An 18,191-nucleotide genomic window follows, 5' to 3' on the forward strand; every position below is an offset into this window, starting at 1 on the left:
CTGTTTCGCAAAACGAATAATCGTTACCTTTGTAAACCGCAGTACCCAAAAGCGAGCTTATGAAGAAAATCGGATTCCTGTCGTTTGGCCATTGGTCCAATCATCCCAACTATAGCGCCCGTACCGCCAGCGACACGTTGCTGCAATCCATTGACCTGGCTGTTGCTGCCGAAGAAATTGGCCTGGATGGCGCTTATTTCCGCGTACATCATTTTGCGGAACAGTTGGCATCGCCCTTTCCACTGCTATCGGCCATTGGCGCCAAAACCAGCAAAATAGAGATCGGTACCGGAGTGATTGATATGCGTTATGAAAATCCGCTGTATATGGTAGAAGATGCCGGTGCTGCCGATTTAATTTCGGAGGGACGGTTGCAGCTTGGCATCAGCAGGGGTTCGCCCGAGCAGGTTATTGACGGCTGGCGCTATTTCGGTTACGAACCGGCCGAAGGAGAAACCGATGCTGATATGGGACGCCGTAAGGGCCTGGAATTTCTGGAGCAACTGAAAGGAGTCGGGTTTGCCAAACCTAACCCACGTCCGATGTTTCCGAATCCACCGGGCCTGCTGCGCCTGGAACCCCATTCCGAAGGACTGCGTGAGCGTATCTGGTGGGGCGCCGCGTCCAATGCTACCGCCATCTGGGCCGCCGAAAACGGAATGAACTTGCAGAGTTCTACCCTAAAATACGACGAGAGCGGTAAGCCGTTCCACGTGCAGCAGGCCGAGCAGATCAGGCTGTACAGGGAAGCGTGGAAAAAAGCGGGGCATGATCGCGAACCAAGGGTTTCAGTAAGCCGGTCTATTTTTGCGCTGGTAACCGATCAGGACCACTATTACTTTGGACAGGAGGCCGGCCGGGTCGATAAGGTCGGGTTTATTGAACAAAACAAGCGGGCCATTTTCGGACGCAGTTATGCGGCTGAACCGGACCAGCTTATCAAGGAACTGGCGCAGGACGAGGCCATTCAGGAGGCTGATACACTCCTGCTGACGATTCCCAACACCTTAGGTGTAACATACAACGTACACGTATTGTCCGCTATTCTGGAACATGTGGCGCCTGGCTTGGGCTGGCGGTAAATCAAACGTGATCAATTTGATACCTGAGCGATACCAGCCCCGTCTCGTACGTTTTGTTTTCAAGAAGTGTCAGTCGCGTTCGGTTATCCCGGGGGCGGAAGAGCAGTTTTCCGCCACCTAATAGTATCGGGTGAACCGACAGCCACAACTCGTCCACCAATCCTTCCTGCATGAAGGCATCGGTCAGCGAGGCACCGCCATACAGCCAGATGGCTTTACCCGGCTGTGTTTTGATTTTACGTGCTTCATCGATCGCATTGTGCGATACCAGCACCGCACTGTCCTTTAAGCTTTTCAAGGTGGTTGAAAACACATATGTTTTCACAGGCGGCATACCGGGTGCCAGCTGCCCGTCATTCTCCTTTGCGTATGCCTGGGCAACCTCGTAACTCTTCCGGCCGATGAAGACCGCATCTATACGCGAGAAAAATTCATTCAACCCGTAATCCTGATCGGTAAAACACCAATCATATTCGCCATTGGGCCCTTCGATGTATCCATCCAGCGATACCGCCAATCCTAAAATTACTTTTCGCATTTGTTCTCGTTTTGATGCAAAGTTGCGGATTTCGGTTCATCGCCGATTGTACGAAACGGACATCAATATAAAATATGCCGGGCCTGTGCCAGCTCGCCGGGCGTATAGCCCGCATAGTCTTTATAATCGCGGATGAAATGCGCCTGATCGTAATAGCCGCTTTCATAGGCTATTTCGGTAAGCGAGTGAAGCGGATAGCGCTTTAGGTGCTGCAACGACCGGATAAACCGGTTTACCCGTAAATACGCGTTCGGTGATAATCCCACGGCCTGCTGAAACTTCCGTGAAAGCTGTCGCTGGCTCATGCCCGTGATTCCGGTGAGTTTTCCTACAGTTAGCCGACCGTCCGAAAGCTGCACCCGCTGCAAGCAGCAGGCTACCTGTGGATCCTGCCTGCTCTTGGCCAGCAGTCCGCTCAGGTATTGCTGTACAATCATAACCCGGGCGCGATTGTCAGCCGCATGGGCCAACTTGTCTTCCAATTCGACCGCCAAGCCTTTCCATATTTCTTCCGCCGCTGTGGTGGTGTCGGTCAGCAGGTGCATTGGCAGGGACATGAACCGATAAGCCATGCCCGGGAAAAAGCAGATGGCCAGGCAGCCCGACCCTTTGCGCATCTGTACATCCATCGGCTTACTCATCCTGAAGGTGACGATACTGCGCCGATGCAGTTCATCGCCGATAATTGCCACCGGCGTGCTGGTATAATTTACAAACAACTCCACGCAGGTGTCGGGCAGCACACGTATGTGGCGGGTATCCGCATCGTCATCGCAGTCCATCGTGCATATCAGTTTGATGAAGGGCTGCAGTTCCGGTATGATAGCGTATCGCTGCAAGTTCATGGTATACAAAGGTAGCTGCGTGGGGTTCAAAAACAAATTCAGTTTTCTTTTTGTTTCCTGGCTGCAGGACAGCCCATTCTTAACCTAAGTTAAGGAAATCCAGGGGCTAAAACCCGATTTTTGTGAATAAGGAATCAGATTTATACAATTAAAACATAGAAATAATGGCAAAGTTAGAAAACAAGGTAGCCGTAATTACCGGAGGCTCCGGAGCGATCGGTTCTACCGCTGCAAAATTATTTTTAGCAGAAGGAGCAAAGGTCGTTTTGGTTGACATCAATGAAGAGGCGTTGAGTCAGGTTGCTTCCACACTGGACAGCAAAAATGTGAGTTATGTCGCCGCTGATGTTACCAAAGCTGCCGACGTGCAGAAATATGTCCAGCATACGGTAAAAACATTCGGAAAGATTGATGTATTCTTTAATAATGCCGGTGTCGAGGGCGTAGTGAAACCCATTGAGGAGTATCCCGAAGAAGTATTTGATAAGTTAATAGCCGTGAACGTCAAGGGCGTATGGCTGGGTATTAAATACGTGTTGCCCGCAATGAACGATGGCGGAAGCATTATTAACACCTCTTCTGTTGCCGGATTAGCCGGTTCGCCCGCTGTAAGTCCGTACGTGACCAGCAAGCACGCCGTTATCGGCCTCACCCGGGCCATCGCCCTGGAGGCAGCTCCAAGAAAAATACGCGTTAACAGCATCCACCCCTCGCCAGTCGATAACCGCATGATGCGTTCACTGGAAGAAGGCTATGCCCCTGGTTCTGGAGCGGAAGCCAAGAAAAATTTTGAAGCCGGTATTCCGCTGAACCGGTATGCAACAAATGACGATATCGCAAAAGGCGCACTGTTCCTGGCCTCCGATGACAGTAAGTTTATCACCGGTACTAAACTCGTCATCGATGGGGGAATGACCATGGCCTGATGAGCAGTTGTAAGCAGTCCGTATACAACAGGTGTCTTCCGATGGGGGACACCTTTTTTGTTGCAGGCAGTAGCATGCTTCATGCATTTTGTCCTTTTTGCACCTGCAGCTTGTCTTCTTTTCCCACCCGATTGCAGCATAGCAACGGTATCTTTGTGTAATTGTGCTGCCCGCGGCCGGGCGAAGCACAGCAATTAAAAACTGAAGGAAATCACATGGGAAAAGTAATAGCGGCCATCAATATGACGCTTGATGGGTTTTGCGACCACACGGTCGGGATTGCAGATGATGAATTACATGAGCATTACAGTGCGCTGTTAAGCAGTGCCGGCACCATGCTATACGGGAGGATAACCTATCAGCTGATGGAGTATTGGCCACCGATTGTGAAAAATCCCACCGGCAACCAGTCAATAGACGAATTCGCAGTAATCATGGATATGGCACCCAAAGTTGTTTTTTCCAGGACGCTGAAAAAGACAGACTGGGAAAGTGCGCGGATAGCAACGCGAAGTATAGAGGAAGAAATTTCAATACTCAAGCAGCAATCAGATAAAGATATTTTGGTGGGTAGCCCGAGTTTGACTGTGGCCGTAACGGAACTTAACCTGGTCGATCAATACCAGCTCTGTGTCCACCCCATTATCGCGGGGAAGGGCCTGCCGTTATTTAAAAACATCAGCGATATGAAATTTCTGAAGCTCACAAAAACTAAAACGTTTGGCTCGGGTGCGATCGTGCTTTATTATGAACCGATAAAGAAGTGAGGCAAGCCGTCAAACCAGACCGATCCGGGGATGTGCCAAATATGAAGTACGGGATACTTGCACTATTTTTGTATGACTTCCATATATAGTAGGTAGCGTTGTCAAACTGCCCGGAAACATAATCGATTGGATATGAGAGTCAAACGGATAGTGGCCAATATAAGTGCCGGCCAAATTGGCGCGGCAAAGCGTTTTTACGGAGATGTACTGGGACTTGAAATCCTGATGGATCACGGATGGATAACCACCTACGGCAATGAATCAAGTGCGCACGTTCAAATCAGTTTCGCAACAGCAGGTGGTTCCGGTACCCCTATGCCGGACCTATCGATCGAAGTCGATGATATCGAAGCGGCATATGCAAAAATGAGTGCATCGGAATTTGCAATCGAATACGGACCAGTTGACGAACCATGGGGTGTACGGCGGTTTTTTGTGAGAGACCCCTTTGGAAAACTGGTCAATATCCTTGCACATTTATAGCATCGGTTTCCACCAATGTTGCCGATTACGCGAATGACGATTATACCGAAATAGAAATACCTAACAGCTTGTAAAACGCTTTCAGAATCTCCTGATGTCCCGGCCAGGCCGGGGATGTCACAAGGTTGCCATCCAATACCGCCTGATCCGCAGGGACATTTTTCCAGGTCCCTCCGGCCAGTTCAATGTCGGGTCCAACAGCCACGTATGCGGTCAGTGTCCGCCCTTTCAATACCTTTGCTGCTGTTAACACCTGAATGCCGTGACAGATAGCAGCTACCGGCTTATTAGCCTCAAAGAAGTGTTGCGTAATTTCCAGCACCCGCTGGTTGAGGCGGATGTATTCGGCCGACCGGCCGCCGGCGATGTACAGCCCGTCATATTCCGCCGGGTCCACCGCGTTAAAATTTTTATTGATTGCGAAATTGTGGCCACGCAGCTCCTTGTAGGTTTGGTCGCCGGTAAAATCATGTACTGCTGTTGGTACCACGTCTCCATTTTTGCGGTCGGGGGCAATGGCGTGTACTTCAATGCCCACTGATCCCATGGCCTGAAACGGCACCATGGCCTCATAATCTTCCACGAAGTCGCCAACCAATAATAATACTTTCTTTGCCATGATGATGAAGTTTTGATGTTGATACAATATTATATTAACGAATAAAAACCCGAATGCGTGTGCCTGTTGGGTTTTATTGGGCTAAACCGGAATTCACGTCATACCAATCAAAATGACACATTAATGCCGTATTTGCCTAAAAGTCCGGGAAGGCCAGCGACGGAAAACCGCGCTTTCTTAATCCGGTTGATTTCCGGATCAATGGAATAATGAAACGCCGTCCGGAAGTCGGCCCGCTCCAGTACCGAACGGTCAAAAGTGGCCTGTGCCAGGTCACAATTGTCAAATATGGCATCTGTAAGGTCCGTTTCCGAAAAATCCGCCCCCTGCAGCTGCGAGTTTCCAAAAATCGTCTTTTTGATCTTTAAGCCGTAAAACGATGTATGATTTAACAGGCAGTCCGCGAATGCAAAAGAAAGCCCGAACTTATCGCAGGTATCAAACCGAAGGCCCAGCATCTTGCAGCCATTGAACGTTACGTCCTGAAAAACGGTATTATTCAGCTTTGCCATGCTGAAATTGCAATTGTTAAATGTGCATTCCGAGAATTTAAAACCGGAAAGGTCGCCGTCGGCAAAGTTGCAGCTGTTAAAAATACAACTTTCATATTCGCCCTGGGCCGGCACATCGCTACGGTCAAAAGTTTTATCCTGTATATATGTTTCCTGCATCAGCCTGTCTGTCGTTTGAGCAAAAATACAAAAATAAGCCGGTAGGGTGTCCACCATTAACCCATTCGAAACATACCTTTGTAAGATGGCAGGGCGGCCCTCCGGGAGTACATTCAGCAAGCAAAATGCCGTAAACGGGTTTCATATGGAATACAGCAATCAATCAATAGTAAGAACAGCGAAGCTACATCGCATTACAGCATGGGCTGAGGAGAATCATGATATCCGGGTTGTATTGCTCACCAGTTCCCTGGTCAACCCAATGGCACCGGTGGATGATTTCAGCGACCTTGATATCGAGTTTGTTTTTGAAAACAATGCGCATTATGTCACCGATGCCGAATGGGTGAAAACCTTCGGCCGGCCGATTGCCATGGTTGAGGAAGACGATTCTTATTTTGACCATAAGCACGCGATGAAAATGGTACTGTATGACGATCAGGTAAAAGTTGATTTTAAGCTGTATAGCAAGGCCAAATTCCTGGAAGAAGCGAAACAGGATGTACTGCCTGAGGACTGGGATATTGGTTACCGCGTGCTGGTGGATAAAGACCAGCTGACCCACCAGCTGAAAAAGCCGACTTACCAGGTTTCCATAATCACGCGGCCCACCGAACAGCAGTTCCGGCAGGTATTAAACGATTTCTGGTGGGATACCACTTACGTTGCGAAATGCCTTGCACGGGATGAACTGTTCTTTGCCAAGTTTATGTCGGAGAACAACATCCGCACCGGGTACTTGCTCCCTTTGATTGAGTGGAAAATTGCAAGTGAGCATAACTGGAGCATCACAACCAATAAGTACGGCCGACTCTTTAAAAAATACCTGTCGCCGGCATTATGGCGTAAAATAGAACATACCTTTGCCGGCAGTAGTGTGGAGGATAACTGGGATGCACTGTTTGCCATGGCAGGTTTGGTAAATGAGCTGGGTGTTGAACTCGCCGGAAAGCTCGGCTATCCCTATCCCTACCAGCTGGAAAAGGACATTAGGCAATACTTAAGTGCCATAAAGCAAAAAAATATTGATTAATAACATATACGATGACTGAACGTCCACTTACGCTAACTAAGTATAATCCGGCTGATTTCGATAACTATTACGAATTGGTGCGCAGCGATATCCTAATGCAATATATTACCGGAAAAGGATTAACTGAGCAGGAAGCCCGGACAAAATTCCGCTCCATCATGGAAATAAATGAAAGGGAAGAAAAAATCGGATACTTCAAGGTTTACGATGCAGACGGCATATTTATCGGTGATTGTAAACTGGAGCGTTATCAAAAAGACCAAACATTGCTTGAAATAGGCTATATACTGAAAAAGCCATTTTGGCGCATGGGTTACGGTACAATGATTTGCACGGAGTTGCTCGCCCTCGCCGATGCGGTTGCCCCAACGGTTGATGTCATCGGTATTATTGACCCTGACAACGCAGCGTCTAAAAGACTACTTGAAAGGTTCAATTTCAGGCGCTATTTCATTGGAGATGAAGATGACCTGCCTACGGAGAAACTTAAGTTATCAAGGCCGTTTTGATGTGTCATTTGCGTGGCGCTACAATCGATGTATTTAAAGACTGAAGCTCATCTTTACGCGCTTACCGATATTAAGCGCGCACCCGGTTTGAATAGTTAATTCCTGTCGTATCTTTGCTATCTGACACCCCCATACCGATGAAACAATGCCCCGCTTTCCTGCTGCTTTTTTCCTGCCTGATAGCAACGCAGCTGCTTTTTGGACAAACCCTCGATGCCGGCCGGGACAGCCTGGTTACCGATGAGCTGGTGATCCGGCCCATCGCCGAAGGCGTTTACGTGCATACCTGTTTTCTCCAGACCAACGACTTCGGTAAGGTACCCTGTAATGGTATGATCGTCGTTTCCGGAGGCGAAGCCATCATTTTTGATACACCAACCACGGATAGCAGTTCTGCCGAACTCATCCGGTGGATCGAAGACCGGTTACATTGCCGCGTTACCGGCGTTATTGCCACCCATTTCCATGATGACTGCCTGGGCGGGCTCAATGAGTTTCATCGCCGCGGCATCCCATCTTATGCTAACCGGCTCACCCAGCGGTTTGCACAGGAAAACCATGCGCCCGTCCCACAGCATGGCTTTGATGATCAGCTTCAACTCGCTGTTGGTAGCCAGCCGGTCATTGCGGATTTTGTAGGGGAGGGGCACACCCGTGATAATGTCATCGGCTATTTTCCCGCAGCCCACGTCCTGTTCGGCGGTTGTCTGGTAAAGGAGCTGGGTGCCGGTGAAGGGTATCTTGGCGATGCTTCTGTTGGCGCCTGGTCATCCACGGTCAGCCGTGCCAGGGCAGCCTATCCCGAAGCAACGCAAGTGATCCCCGGCCACGGTATCCCCGGAGATGTTTCACTGCTTGATTATACCATCAAGCTATTCGCACCTTACCGATAAGGCAGGTAGCAATGGCGTGTCGACTATACTGCTTTGAAAACCGCATTATTTTTATTCTCTTTGCCGGAAATAATAAAACTGGTTTATGAAGTATCTTCAGGGATTATTTTTCGGCTTATTGGTTGCGTGTTTGAGCGCACCAGCAGCAGCACAGGAACGGAAAGTGGACTTTTACGAAACAGGCAACCGAGCCCAGTCGTTTTATGTAGAGCTGGGCGGTCCCGGTTTTATTTCAGCCAATTACGACGTCCGGTTTCAGCAGACACGCAACGGGTTAGGTGCCCGGGCCGGTATCGGCTATTTTTCGATAGAAGGCGAGTCTTTTCTGACCATTCCGGTACAACTGAATTACCTGCTGGGCAAAGCCGGCCACTATTTCGAAATGGGTATCGGTGCATCGTATGTGAGCAATTCGTACGACGCGCACTATTGGACCGGCAATGCGGAATATACTGACCGGACAACGGATAGCAAGGCCCTGGGGTCTCTCGTTTTCGGCTACCGCAAACAACCTGTCGATGGTGGATTTAATTTCCGTGCGGGACTTTCGCCCATTCTATTTGATGGCAATTTCATACCCTACCTGCCCTATGTTTCCTTCGGTTATTCGTTCTGAAGCGGCAGTGATAGAACCTTGGGGAATCCTGACACTTTTCAACGGTCAGGCTATGTCCGTATTTTAAGCATTCTCACCTAACTGTCCGGGACCATTGCCATCATTTTGAACCTCAGTTAAACTTGATTGGCAGCCCTGAACGCCACAATGCTTGTCGATGAATATTACCTTGCCATCCATAAGGTGCCGGGCTGTCAGTCGTTGCCGGGCGTGAAACGTTGATTTTGGTTTGCGTGCTGGTTAGGCAATCACCGTAAAAACAAATGCAATCAAAGCGGGGAGGCCCTGTTTAAAAAAAATACTTTTAGCTGCGGTCAACGCACCGTAAATGGCGGCTATAATCACACAGCCCAAGAAGAATAACGCGACATGCTGCTGCCAGTGAGCGTCCTCAATCAGCAAAGACCAAATCAGGCCGGCTGCCAAAAAGCCATTGTAAAGCCCTTGGTTGGCGGCTAGGTTTTTCGTCTCCGCAAATAGATGACTAGGTAGCGAAGTAAACGTTTTCTTTCCTTTCGTTTCCCACGCAAACATTTCTATCCATAAAATGTATAGATGTTCCAATGCCACTACGCCGATCATAATTTTTGCGATTATTCCAATTGTACCTTCCATTAATTCTCTTTTTTAGGGGATGAATAACCAGTTGTTTGCAGGCGATCCCAGAAAGGTAATATACTTCGTCTATATTCCGCATACCCCTCTGGAAGATGTTCAAAAGCCTCCATGACAAAAGTAACGGGCTTGTCCGGCGGCCACGTCCAGTAATTTCCCTCCAAAACAGCGGTCGAAGACCGAATATTCCACTCGGGGATATTTATCATCGAGAACCCAGTTGCCGCATCGAAACCAATACCGGCCTTTTCCAGCGATTCGGGGTCGGTGTAACTTACTTGTATATCGGCATTCAGCAGTAGATTACTGCTGTGTAGCAAAACCTTTTCTATGGTAAAACCATTTTCCCCGGCCTTTTCGCCATGCTGTGCAATGACGAGGATCCGCTGCAGCTCATTTACTACCGCAACGCTATCTTCCGGCATTACGATGATGGAAAAAAGATCTTCCTGTGCTATTTCAATGGTTTTAGTGGCAGGATTAAACGTCACCGAAACTTTCCTGCTTACAATCCTGGCTTCCTCCATGCCCATGAAGGAAGCCAGTACAAAGAATAAAATGTTTACCGGATTCATTGTTCCATTCTTGCTGACATGCGCTATGATTGATCCGCCTTTCAAAAATAACAGGATTTATCGGAGAACCGTTCCCCCGGAACTGTTTTTTTCGAACTGTGCAATCACTAAGCGGTTCAGCGTCGGATACCGACCTGGTTGTTGTTGCCGAAAACGGAACGTACCGCGCCGGGCACAGCCAGTAAGTGACCGACGTCCGGTTAACGGTTCACCCTCAGGTGGTATAGGGCAGTCGTCTGTTCGCCGTTGTCCGGGTCCTCGCAAAGGAAAAACGTCAGGTATTTTGTGTCTGCTGCAACAAACGTTATTCCCTCAAATTTATGTGCATCCGAAATCAGGGTGTAATCCTCCAGGGTAAGGTCGGGCAGCGACAACGTACCCAGTAGCGTCCCGTTTACGGCTCCGTCATGGTACACCGACTCTGTGTCTTCAGCGGCGGCGAGAAAGTATACCGTGTTGCCCACCGCAACCGCATCGGTAAAGGCAGTCCGCACGCCACCCAGTTCCGGCAATTCTACAGGCAGAAAGGTCGTGTCCCGGCTTGCAGCGTCCAGCTTAAAGATGCCGTTCATCTGGTTAGGGCCATTCCCCCGGTTAAACAGATAGACTTTCCCGTCGCGATGGATGGCGCCCTCCAAGTTAAAGTCGTCTTCCGTCAGGCCGACGAGCTCCCTTAGCCGGGCATAGCTATGCGTTACATCTTCAACGGTATCCGGTTGTCGGCCTTCCATATCAAGCGCAATCCGCAGGTTCCGTTTCCCGTTGTCACTTGACCCCGACCCATAAATATAAAACCGGTCTCCGTCGGCTGCGACCGCCTCAAAATCCCGTTTTTGCTTTTTGGGGAGCTGTTCGTCAAGACTGTCGGCTACCAGTAGTACCTTGCTGAGCGTATTGGCGGATAACGAGTAACGGTACAGGTAATTGCTGTCGTCGGAAATCACGTATACCGAATCATCACGGAAAAACAATCCCGAAGCGGCGCCCACGCCAATAATGGTTGCTACTACCTTTAATGCAAAATCACTCATGCCCAATGCTGTTAATACACATACCTAATAATGTCCCCATCGTTCCGTAAAATTATCATCCAAAGGTATCAAATTGATTTTCCATTTTACGCTCGGTTTACCGCGGGATGGAAAGACAGATCAAAGTCGGGTGTGCAAACCGAATTCAAAATCAGGATACACGGCTTAAGTGTAGTTGTTTTTTTAGATATTGCCGGGTATTTATCCATAAATATCAACCAATAGTATGCATGTAAAATTTTATGATTCCGATCCATTGCTGAAAGCGCATATTTTAATGTTTGCCTATGCCGAATTATCGGCAGAAGAGCTTTCAAAAACCAAATTTCTGCCAGACAATGCCACATCACTTACCCTGTTCCTCAATACCGATCCGTCGGTAACCGATTATTTCACAGGCAATACGGTGGCTTATCGGGTTGCTTTTGCCGGGCAGCATTCCGTATCCGTATGTTATACACCACGCGAACATATTCGCATCATCAACGTAGATTTTCTTCCGTGGGGTGCTTATTCCGTTTTTGGCCTGGAGCAAGCAGCCTTGCATAATGTAACGTCGGATGCCACGGAGCTGTTTCCCGGTCTGAAGGATTTTATGCCCGAACTGGAATCCCATTTACACGATGAAGACCATTGTTTGCGGGTTATTGAACAGTTCCTTCTGGCCGAATTGAAGAAAAGGACGAGGTATGCGGATGAACGGATTATCAACGCCTGCAGGCAAATCACGGAAAGCAGGGGAAATTTACAGATCAGGGAACTCTGCAGCACCGTGGGCATGTCTCACTCCGGGCTTACCCGCTATTTCTCGGAAATGATAGGCGTTACCCCTAAAATATTCGGCCGGGTTGCGCGGTTTACCGCTGTTCAGAAATTTTTGGGAGAAAACCCCGATGCCGGCTGGGGCGACATCGTACATCAATTTGATTATTTTGATCAGAACCACTTTATCCGCGAGTTTAAGCAGTTTACCGGTGCGGTTCCAAAGGACCGGAGGCAGTGGGAAGCCCTGTTTGACCCACTGAAAAAGGCCATGGAAGAAGGTTTTGCAACCGATGCCGAGCAGATGCAGCGATACCGGGATACCTCATTGTATCAGATACTGCATTATATTCAACGAAACGCCTGATTACCCCCTGAAACCAGACAATCCATGGCATAAAATCCATTTGACGATTTTATGCTATTTTTTTGTATAGCTTTTTCCGTGTTTTGCCCGCTACTTTGGGTTGCGAATCAACCCATACAGGCTAACATCTACATACAGGAACTTATGAAAGCAACAAACACCCTTTTCCGAACAATTTTATTTGTTTTTATTGCCGCATTTGCGGTTGCGGCTTGCAGCCCCGACGACGGGATAGACGGGTTGGATGGGATAGATGGCATTAATGGCGTTGACGGGAAAAACGGCATTGATGGCAAAAATGGCGTTGACGGCAAAAATGGCACTAATGGTAAAGATGGCGCCCGGGGCCCCGCCGGCCCGCGCGGTCCAGCCGGTGCCGATGGAGAGGATGGAAAGGACGGTATTCAGGGCCCCGCCGGTCCCCGCGGCCCTGGCGGCCCCGCTGGTCCCGCCGGCAAAGATGGCGAAAATGGCAAAGATGGCAACGCCAATGTGTTTTCCTCCCTGTGGAAAAGCATTACCACCTCCGAGCAGATTCCACCGTATCCGATAGACCTGCTGAACCGGGTCAAAGACACGGTGTTTGACGGTTCCAACTACAGCATCGGAGGAATCCGGGCGCCGGAGTTTACACCAACCCGGCTGGCAAACTCGGTTGTCATGGTGTACATGCGGTATTACGATTCAAATCATCTAACCGCTTTTAACCTCCCTTACGTTTCAGCTGCCAGCGGCAAAGTAAGCACGGTTAGTTTCTATACACAGCCGTATGCGCTACGCCTACTCCGCTTTGCTCATGACAACTCCAACACCGTTAAGTTGAATTATTCACTGCAGTTTAAGTACGTTATTATTCCAAAGGGGCTTGTGGCAAATGCCCGGTCCAACGGAGTCGATCTCAACAACCTGGCACAGACTGCCGCTTATTTCAAACTTGAAGATTAATCTTTTTATTTCAATAACTTAATGCGTCCCGACCGATGTATACGCTAATATATAAACTTGAATTTTCGCGCTTATTGAAGCAAATCACATTCACACTCTTAACCCTGACGTTGTTTCTTGCTGCCTGTGGTAAAGATGATCCGCAGGCCGATCCTATCCAAAACGAAACAATACAGGGAAAATGGAAGGTCACCCATGTCGAGGGAAAGCTCTTTGTCAACGTGCCCGGTATTCCCGAAACGGAAGCACCCCTGGGCACTTTTTGGGAAAGTAAAATCTTCTTTTTCCAAAGCGGCAACCAGTTGAGCGTGCTTGAAGACCAGGCCGAAATCTTCGACTTCGGCCCATATACCTTAAGTGGCAACAAGCTAACCGTTGCCAATTATCCCGGAGTGCTGTACGTCGATCTATCTGATGCTGCAACAATGAAACTCACCAGCCAGCAGGATGATTACTACCGGATGATGGCCTTCTACACTGGACAGTCCGAGGCCGAGCTCCGGCAGATGTACCGGGTGGAGGGTGATATCGTATTCCGGTTGGCCCGTTAGCCTGCAGCAGCCATCACAGGCAGCGTTTCGTTTCAGATAAAACGGATATATTTCGTGATTACACCGTAAGTTACTTGCCGGGGCGGGCATCCGGTATTTAGGGCATGATGCGCTGCAAATTCCTGCAGCGCATTCCTTATTACCGATTATTTTTAAGAACTTCGTAATCAATCATATCCCTAACTAAATGAAACTAATTACCCATATCCTCGCTGTATTATGCCTTTATGCCTGCAGTCCAGCAACGGACGGCCAGCTCACCGTTACCGGATTACATGAACCGGTTGAAATCATACGCGATGAGTGGGGGGTAAACCACATCTATGCGAAAAACCAGCACGACCTGTTTTTCGCCCAAGGGTATGCAGCGGCAAAAGACCGGCTTTTCCAGTTTGAAATATGGCGCCGGCAGGCCACCGGTACCGTAGCCGAAATGCTGGGACCGCGCGAACTGAAGCGGGACATAGGCACCAGGCTTTTCAGATTCCGTGGAGATATCACAGCGGAAATGAACCATTACCACCGCGACGGGGCCGAAATCATCACCGCGTTTACCGATGGCGTAAATGCCTATATCGATGAAATACGGCAGACCCCTGAAAAGCTGCCGGTCGAGTTCAACGTGCTGGGCATCGTCCCCGAAAAGTGGACCCCTGAAGTCGTCATATCAAGGCACCAGGGCCTCCTCGGTAATATCGGCGCCGAACTGAAAACCGGACGGGCCGTTGCCGCACTGGGCGCAGACGTAACGAAGGACCTTTCCTGGTTCCACCCAATGGACCCGGACATCAACCTGGACCCCAGCATCAATAAAGAACTGTTGTCTGCCGATATTCTGGAACTTTATAACGCCTTCCGTGCGCCGCTGCAATTTGAGCAGCAGGATATACAGACCGCCTTCCGCCCTTCGGACACAGCAGCGCTGGCACAACGGTATGATGAAAAAGAGGAAGATATCCTTTCCATCGGAAGCAACAACTGGATCATCAGCGGCGCACACACGGCAGATGGCAACACCTATATGGCCAATGACCCGCACCGGGCTATCACCGTCCCCTCCCTGCGGTATATGGCACACCTCGTTGCGCCGGGGTGGAACGTTATCGGCGGCGGCGAGCCCGAGATCCCCGGCATTTCCATCGGGCATAATGAATACGGCGCCTGGGGGCTTACGGTGTTCAGCACCGATGGCGAAGACCTCTATGTTTATGATACCAACCCGGACAACCCGAAACAGTACCTATACCGGGGCGAATGGTCGGATATGGAAACAATTTCAGAAACCATTTCCGTGAAAGGCCAGGAGGCCGTAACCGTGGAGCTGCTGTATACGCGGCACGGCCCGGTCGTATATACGGATTCTATACACCATAAGGCCTATGCTGTACGGTGTGCATGGCTCGAGACCGGAGGCGCACCCTATATGGCTTCGCTGCGGTTCAACCAGGCCAAAAACTGGGACGAATTTCGCGAAGCCTGCAGCTACAGCCATATCCCCGGCGAAAACATGGTCTGGGCAGACCAAGCCGGCGATATCGGGTGGCAGGCCGTGGGCATTGCACCCATCCGCCGGAATTTCAGCGGCCTTGTTCCCGTGCCCGGCGACGGCCGGTACGAGTGGGACGGCTACCTGCCCATCACCGAAAAACCCCATGCGCTGAATCCATCAAAAGGTTTTTTTGCCACGGCCAACCAAAATGTCACACCTGAAGATTATGACCATTGGGATGCCATCGGATTCTCCTGGGCAGACGCGTTCCGTGGCGACCGGATCAATGAAGTACTCAGCACCGGCCAAAAATTCACGATAGCTGACATGCAGGCCCTTCAGGTTGATTACCTGTCTGTACCGGCGCGGACACTCGTGCCATTGCTCGACTCCCTTACGTTATCAGGCAGGGCAGCAGAAGCAAGGAGCCAGCTCAGCGGCTGGAACCTCCAACTGGCACCCCGATCCATTGAAGCTGCCATTTACGTGGCCTGGGAAAACGAAATAAAAGCCCTTGCCGCAAAGCGGTTTATCCCGGTAGCCGCCCGGGATATGATCGGCAGTATACCGCTGACCAAACTGCTCGGCTGGCTCACCGCGCCTGATGCCCGGTTTGGCCCGAACTCGCGGGAAGGCCGAAACACATTTTTAAGTGAAGCCTTTACCAATGGGATTAATTACCTAGCAGCAAATCTGGGCAGCGATATGGACAACTGGCAATATGGCCAGGAAAAGTTCAAACATACCTACCTGCAGCACGCGCTGGGCAACCTGGTTAACGAAGGCCTCCAAAAGAAGCTGAACCTCGGGCCACTGCCAAGGGGAGGAAACGCGTATACCGTGGGTTCAACAGGTGAAAATAACCGGCAGGCAACCGGTGCCTCATTCCGGATGATCGTCAATACCGGTGATTGGGATGCCGCCATTGCCACCAACGGCCCCGGGCAGTCCGGCAATCCGGAAAGCCCCTTCTACAGTAACCTGTTTGCACCCTGGGCAAATGATGAATATTTCCCGTTGTATTATTCCAGGGAAAAAATAGCAACTGCGGAAGCTGGAAAAACGATCCTGAATCCTAAGGAGTAAGAAGCATCAAAATCGATTGCTTCGCTTTTCCGTGCCAAACGGATATTTCCAGCGCGATCATTTATTGAACTGACCGCCCGGAATTGTAAATTTGCTTTTTCGCTTTTTACAATGAAAATAAGCCAGCTGCACCACATTGCCATTATCTGCTCAAATTATGAAGCCTCCAAAAAATTCTATACCGAAGTTTTAGGCTTTACGGTCGTGAATGAAGTTTACCGGAAAGCGCGTCAATCGTACAAACTGGATTTATCCCTGAACGGGCAGTACCTGATCGAGTTGTTCTCTTTTCCAGATCCGCCGGCACGCCCCACCACGCCCGAAGCAACCGGGCTGCGGCACATTGCCTTCGGGGTGGATGATATTTCAGCATGGGTTACTTTTCTCCAATCCCGTAATATCACCGTGGAGCCGATACGGATTGATGAATACACGCAGAAGAAATTTACATTTTTTAGGGACCCCGACCAGTTACCTATCGAATTATACGAGTTATGACATCCCTAAAACTAAGAGGATTGCTTATCGCCCTCTTCCTGCTGGGTAGACTTTTACCGGGCCTGGCCCAGGTAAAGCAGGCGGCGATGACCGAAGACGATCAGCTGCGAGCACAGATCGATGAATGGATGCTGCCCTACCGGCATGAGAAGCGGGCTGAATTGACTGCCTTTTCCCGTGCGGAACAGCACACACCAGCCACCATCAAACAGCATCCCGTGTACAAACGGATGCAGCAGTTTTATGAAGCCCACCAAACCACCTACCACAAACTCCGTTTGGAAAGCCTAAGGCGTTACCCGCCTGCACCGGCAGAACTGCCCGGATATGAGCCAGTGGATATGGCCTATATCGAACGGGATTTTAAGGGCGAAGCAATCGGGCTCTATGACGTTATCGATGTCGTGCAGGACTTTTCCAATATCCGTACGTTGGATGCCAGCGATACCCAGACAGCCCTGGGCGTCCTGTCGGGCTTTGCATTTCGTTACCTTACCGAGGAACGCGGAATGAGCCGGACGGATATGGCCGTGCGGATGGCCTCCGGGAGCATGCTGTTTGCAGATCAGCTTGCCGCAACTGAATGGAAACTCACTTACCTAAACCGGTTATATGCTATTCGTTTCCATTGGGATATCCACACCAATGGGATAACCGGTCTGGAGCTGCTGGTGCATACCGGTGCGCCTCAGGCAGCCGGATGGATACAGGATGTGCAGGTTGACGGCTACACACCGCGGCTGAAACTTCTCCATGAAATCCAGGCATTCCGCTGGTCGCTTTATGATCAGTCAGTAACGACGCCATCCTCCGGAGGGGCGGAACAGCTGACCTGGGATTTCATCCGGGCACACCGTGCTGAATACACTGAAATGAGGAAATCGGCATTGGCCCGGCTCCCGCGTCCGGATGAGGCATGGCAAGCAGCCTACCGGCAGGAAGCTGCCGGATTGCTGGGTGATTTGCTGTATGGCCTTGGGATAGTTGGCAGTGAACAGCTGCTCCCGGCTGCTGTTTCCTTTGCTGAAATCGGCTATGAAGAGGTGTTTACCCAATTCCAGCTGCAGATTGCCCAACGGGAGGATACCCCGAATGCCGGTGAGCACTTTTTGTTTTCGTGGCTTGTTGGCAAGGAAGTATATGCCCGGGAAATCCGGGAAAACGTGTGGGAAATTATTGCTTTTGTTGACGAATACGCACTTCAGTATACCTGGAATATCGCCACGGATGAACTAACGGAAATTACCTGCTGGCAGAAAAAATAACGTTGCTGATTCACCCAAAAACACG

21 protein-coding genes are annotated in these 18,191 nt (G+C 50.0%); 14 read left to right on the top strand and 7 right to left on the bottom strand.

The features are described from left to right. Positions 1-59: 59 nt before the first annotated feature. Positions 60-1,082 carry an LLM class flavin-dependent oxidoreductase gene (locus NEV57_RS08230; RefSeq protein WP_257657834.1) on the top strand — a complete coding sequence of 341 codons (1,023 nt, stop codon included), beginning with the start codon at positions 60-62 and terminating at the stop codon, positions 1,080-1,082. Position 1,083: 1 nt separating this feature from the next. On the opposite strand, the gene NEV57_RS08235 is transcribed toward NEV57_RS08230, so the two are convergent. Together NEV57_RS08235 and NEV57_RS08240 are read right to left on the bottom strand one after the other, a co-directional pair. After that, entirely contained in the window at positions 1,084-1,620 is a 537-nt protein-coding gene (locus NEV57_RS08235; protein ID WP_257657835.1) for a dihydrofolate reductase family protein, read from the bottom strand. Between the two features lie 62 nt (positions 1,621-1,682). Next, positions 1,683-2,465 carry a helix-turn-helix domain-containing protein gene (locus NEV57_RS08240; protein WP_257657836.1) on the bottom strand — a complete coding sequence of 261 codons (783 nt, stop codon included), beginning with the start codon at positions 2,463-2,465 and terminating at the stop codon, positions 1,683-1,685. 164 nt (positions 2,466-2,629) lie between these two features. Between NEV57_RS08240 and NEV57_RS08245 the strand changes: the two genes are divergently transcribed. From NEV57_RS08245 to NEV57_RS08255, 3 genes are all read left to right on the top strand, one after another. Further along, positions 2,630-3,391, top strand: a complete 762-nt coding sequence (locus NEV57_RS08245; RefSeq protein WP_257657837.1) for an SDR family NAD(P)-dependent oxidoreductase — start codon at positions 2,630-2,632, stop codon at positions 3,389-3,391. A gap of 215 nt (positions 3,392-3,606) precedes the next feature. Next, positions 3,607-4,158, top strand: a complete 552-nt coding sequence (locus tag NEV57_RS08250) for a dihydrofolate reductase family protein (protein ID WP_257657838.1) — start codon at positions 3,607-3,609, stop codon at positions 4,156-4,158. A gap of 132 nt (positions 4,159-4,290) precedes the next feature. Further along, entirely contained in the window at positions 4,291-4,641 is a 351-nt protein-coding gene (locus tag NEV57_RS08255; RefSeq protein WP_257657839.1) for a VOC family protein, read from the top strand. 40 nt (positions 4,642-4,681) lie between these two features. Here NEV57_RS08255 and NEV57_RS08260 read toward each other — a convergent pair whose 3' ends face one another. Both NEV57_RS08260 and NEV57_RS08265 read right to left on the bottom strand, forming a co-directional pair. After that, the gene (locus tag NEV57_RS08260) at positions 4,682-5,260 is read right to left on the bottom strand and encodes a DJ-1/PfpI family protein (protein WP_257657840.1); all 579 of its coding nucleotides are present in this window, start codon (positions 5,258-5,260) and stop codon (positions 4,682-4,684) included. Positions 5,261-5,367: 107 nt separating this feature from the next. After that, the gene (locus NEV57_RS08265) at positions 5,368-5,988 is read right to left on the bottom strand and encodes a pentapeptide repeat-containing protein (protein WP_307876410.1); all 621 of its coding nucleotides are present in this window, start codon (positions 5,986-5,988) and stop codon (positions 5,368-5,370) included. Between the two features lie 88 nt (positions 5,989-6,076). Here NEV57_RS08265 and NEV57_RS08270 point away from each other — a divergent pair, with 88 nt between their 5' ends. From NEV57_RS08270 to NEV57_RS08285, 4 genes are all read left to right on the top strand, one after another. Continuing rightward, complete coding sequence (locus NEV57_RS08270) at positions 6,077-6,964, top strand: AadS family aminoglycoside 6-adenylyltransferase (protein ID WP_257657842.1); 888 nt, start codon at positions 6,077-6,079, stop codon at positions 6,962-6,964. Positions 6,965-6,975: 11 nt separating this feature from the next. After that, positions 6,976-7,473, top strand: a complete 498-nt coding sequence (locus NEV57_RS08275) for a GNAT family N-acetyltransferase (RefSeq protein WP_257657843.1) — start codon at positions 6,976-6,978, stop codon at positions 7,471-7,473. 137 nt (positions 7,474-7,610) lie between these two features. Continuing rightward, positions 7,611-8,366 (top strand): subclass B1 metallo-beta-lactamase, encoded by a 756-nt coding sequence (gene bla, locus NEV57_RS08280; RefSeq protein ID WP_257657844.1) that lies wholly within the window; start codon positions 7,611-7,613, stop codon positions 8,364-8,366. 85 nt (positions 8,367-8,451) lie between these two features. Next, positions 8,452-8,982: a hypothetical protein gene (locus NEV57_RS08285; protein ID WP_257657845.1), complete on the top strand. Its 531-nt coding sequence runs from the start codon at positions 8,452-8,454 to the stop codon at positions 8,980-8,982. A gap of 240 nt (positions 8,983-9,222) precedes the next feature. Here the strand turns inward: NEV57_RS08285 and NEV57_RS08290 are convergent, their stop codons facing one another. The 3 genes from NEV57_RS08290 to NEV57_RS08300 form a co-directional block, all read right to left on the bottom strand. Beyond that, a complete protein-coding gene (locus NEV57_RS08290) occupies positions 9,223-9,597 on the bottom strand; it encodes a DUF1304 domain-containing protein (RefSeq protein WP_257657846.1) in 375 nt (124 codons plus the stop codon). Beyond that, positions 9,597-10,217, bottom strand: a complete 621-nt coding sequence (locus NEV57_RS08295; RefSeq protein WP_257657847.1) for a hypothetical protein — start codon at positions 10,215-10,217, stop codon at positions 9,597-9,599. Before NEV57_RS08295 ends, NEV57_RS08290 begins: the two co-directional genes overlap by 1 nt. A gap of 155 nt (positions 10,218-10,372) precedes the next feature. Further along, positions 10,373-11,203: a DUF6929 family protein gene (locus NEV57_RS08300; RefSeq protein WP_257657848.1), complete on the bottom strand. Its 831-nt coding sequence runs from the start codon at positions 11,201-11,203 to the stop codon at positions 10,373-10,375. 226 nt (positions 11,204-11,429) lie between these two features. Between NEV57_RS08300 and NEV57_RS08305 the strand changes: the two genes are divergently transcribed. The 6 genes from NEV57_RS08305 (at position 11,430) to NEV57_RS08330 (ending at position 18,166) form a co-directional block, all read left to right on the top strand. After that, complete coding sequence (locus NEV57_RS08305; protein WP_257657849.1) at positions 11,430-12,332, top strand: helix-turn-helix domain-containing protein; 903 nt, start codon at positions 11,430-11,432, stop codon at positions 12,330-12,332. Positions 12,333-12,476: 144 nt separating this feature from the next. Next, positions 12,477-13,277: a collagen-like protein gene (locus NEV57_RS08310; protein WP_257657850.1), complete on the top strand. Its 801-nt coding sequence runs from the start codon at positions 12,477-12,479 to the stop codon at positions 13,275-13,277. 35 nt (positions 13,278-13,312) lie between these two features. Next, positions 13,313-13,828 carry a hypothetical protein gene (locus tag NEV57_RS08315; protein WP_257657851.1) on the top strand — a complete coding sequence of 172 codons (516 nt, stop codon included), beginning with the start codon at positions 13,313-13,315 and terminating at the stop codon, positions 13,826-13,828. Positions 13,829-14,015: 187 nt separating this feature from the next. Beyond that, complete coding sequence (locus tag NEV57_RS08320; RefSeq protein WP_257657852.1) at positions 14,016-16,403, top strand: penicillin acylase family protein; 2,388 nt, start codon at positions 14,016-14,018, stop codon at positions 16,401-16,403. 111 nt (positions 16,404-16,514) lie between these two features. Further along, positions 16,515-16,901 carry an SMU1112c/YaeR family gloxylase I-like metalloprotein gene (gloA2, locus tag NEV57_RS08325; RefSeq protein ID WP_257657853.1) on the top strand — a complete coding sequence of 129 codons (387 nt, stop codon included), beginning with the start codon at positions 16,515-16,517 and terminating at the stop codon, positions 16,899-16,901. Then, on the top strand, positions 16,898-18,166 hold the full coding sequence (locus NEV57_RS08330; protein WP_257657854.1) for a hypothetical protein: 1,269 nt from the start codon (positions 16,898-16,900) through the stop codon (positions 18,164-18,166). The genes gloA2 and NEV57_RS08330 overlap by 4 nt, the downstream gene beginning before the upstream one ends. Positions 18,167-18,191: the final 25 nt, after the last annotated feature.

Origin of the sequence: Parapedobacter lycopersici, assembly GCF_024643285.1 — a bacterium.
Taxonomy (GTDB): domain Bacteria; phylum Bacteroidota; class Bacteroidia; order Sphingobacteriales; family Sphingobacteriaceae; genus Parapedobacter; species Parapedobacter lycopersici.

Bases quoted from the DNA above. Each gene is read 5' to 3' on its own strand.
- NEV57_RS08310 (WP_257657850.1), top strand. From the start codon at position 12,477: ATGAAAGCAACAAACACCCTTTTCCGAACAATTTTATTTGTTTTTATT.
- NEV57_RS08245 (WP_257657837.1), top strand. From the start codon at position 2,630: ATGGCAAAGTTAGAAAACAAGGTAGCCGTAATTACCGGAGGCTCCGGA.
- NEV57_RS08305 (WP_257657849.1), top strand. From the start codon at position 11,430: ATGCATGTAAAATTTTATGATTCCGATCCATTGCTGAAAGCGCATATT.
- NEV57_RS08230 (WP_257657834.1), top strand. From the start codon at position 60: ATGAAGAAAATCGGATTCCTGTCGTTTGGCCATTGGTCCAATCATCCC.
- bla (WP_257657844.1), top strand. From the start codon at position 7,611: ATGAAACAATGCCCCGCTTTCCTGCTGCTTTTTTCCTGCCTGATAGCA.
- NEV57_RS08240 (WP_257657836.1), bottom strand. From the start codon at position 2,465: ATGAACTTGCAGCGATACGCTATCATACCGGAACTGCAGCCCTTCATC.
- NEV57_RS08265 (WP_307876410.1), bottom strand. From the start codon at position 5,988: ATGGTGGACACCCTACCGGCTTATTTTTGTATTTTTGCTCAAACGACA.
- NEV57_RS08270 (WP_257657842.1), top strand. From the start codon at position 6,077: ATGGAATACAGCAATCAATCAATAGTAAGAACAGCGAAGCTACATCGC.
- gloA2 (WP_257657853.1), top strand. From the start codon at position 16,515: ATGAAAATAAGCCAGCTGCACCACATTGCCATTATCTGCTCAAATTAT.
- NEV57_RS08330 (WP_257657854.1), top strand. From the start codon at position 16,898: ATGACATCCCTAAAACTAAGAGGATTGCTTATCGCCCTCTTCCTGCTG.
- NEV57_RS08255 (WP_257657839.1), top strand. From the start codon at position 4,291: ATGAGAGTCAAACGGATAGTGGCCAATATAAGTGCCGGCCAAATTGGC.
- NEV57_RS08250 (WP_257657838.1), top strand. From the start codon at position 3,607: ATGGGAAAAGTAATAGCGGCCATCAATATGACGCTTGATGGGTTTTGC.
- NEV57_RS08300 (WP_257657848.1), bottom strand. From the start codon at position 11,203: ATGAGTGATTTTGCATTAAAGGTAGTAGCAACCATTATTGGCGTGGGC.
- NEV57_RS08320 (WP_257657852.1), top strand. From the start codon at position 14,016: ATGAAACTAATTACCCATATCCTCGCTGTATTATGCCTTTATGCCTGC.
- NEV57_RS08260 (WP_257657840.1), bottom strand. From the start codon at position 5,260: ATGGCAAAGAAAGTATTATTATTGGTTGGCGACTTCGTGGAAGATTAT.
- NEV57_RS08315 (WP_257657851.1), top strand. From the start codon at position 13,313: ATGTATACGCTAATATATAAACTTGAATTTTCGCGCTTATTGAAGCAA.
- NEV57_RS08275 (WP_257657843.1), top strand. From the start codon at position 6,976: ATGACTGAACGTCCACTTACGCTAACTAAGTATAATCCGGCTGATTTC.
- NEV57_RS08290 (WP_257657846.1), bottom strand. From the start codon at position 9,597: ATGGAAGGTACAATTGGAATAATCGCAAAAATTATGATCGGCGTAGTG.
- NEV57_RS08285 (WP_257657845.1), top strand. From the start codon at position 8,452: ATGAAGTATCTTCAGGGATTATTTTTCGGCTTATTGGTTGCGTGTTTG.
- NEV57_RS08235 (WP_257657835.1), bottom strand. From the start codon at position 1,620: ATGCGAAAAGTAATTTTAGGATTGGCGGTATCGCTGGATGGATACATC.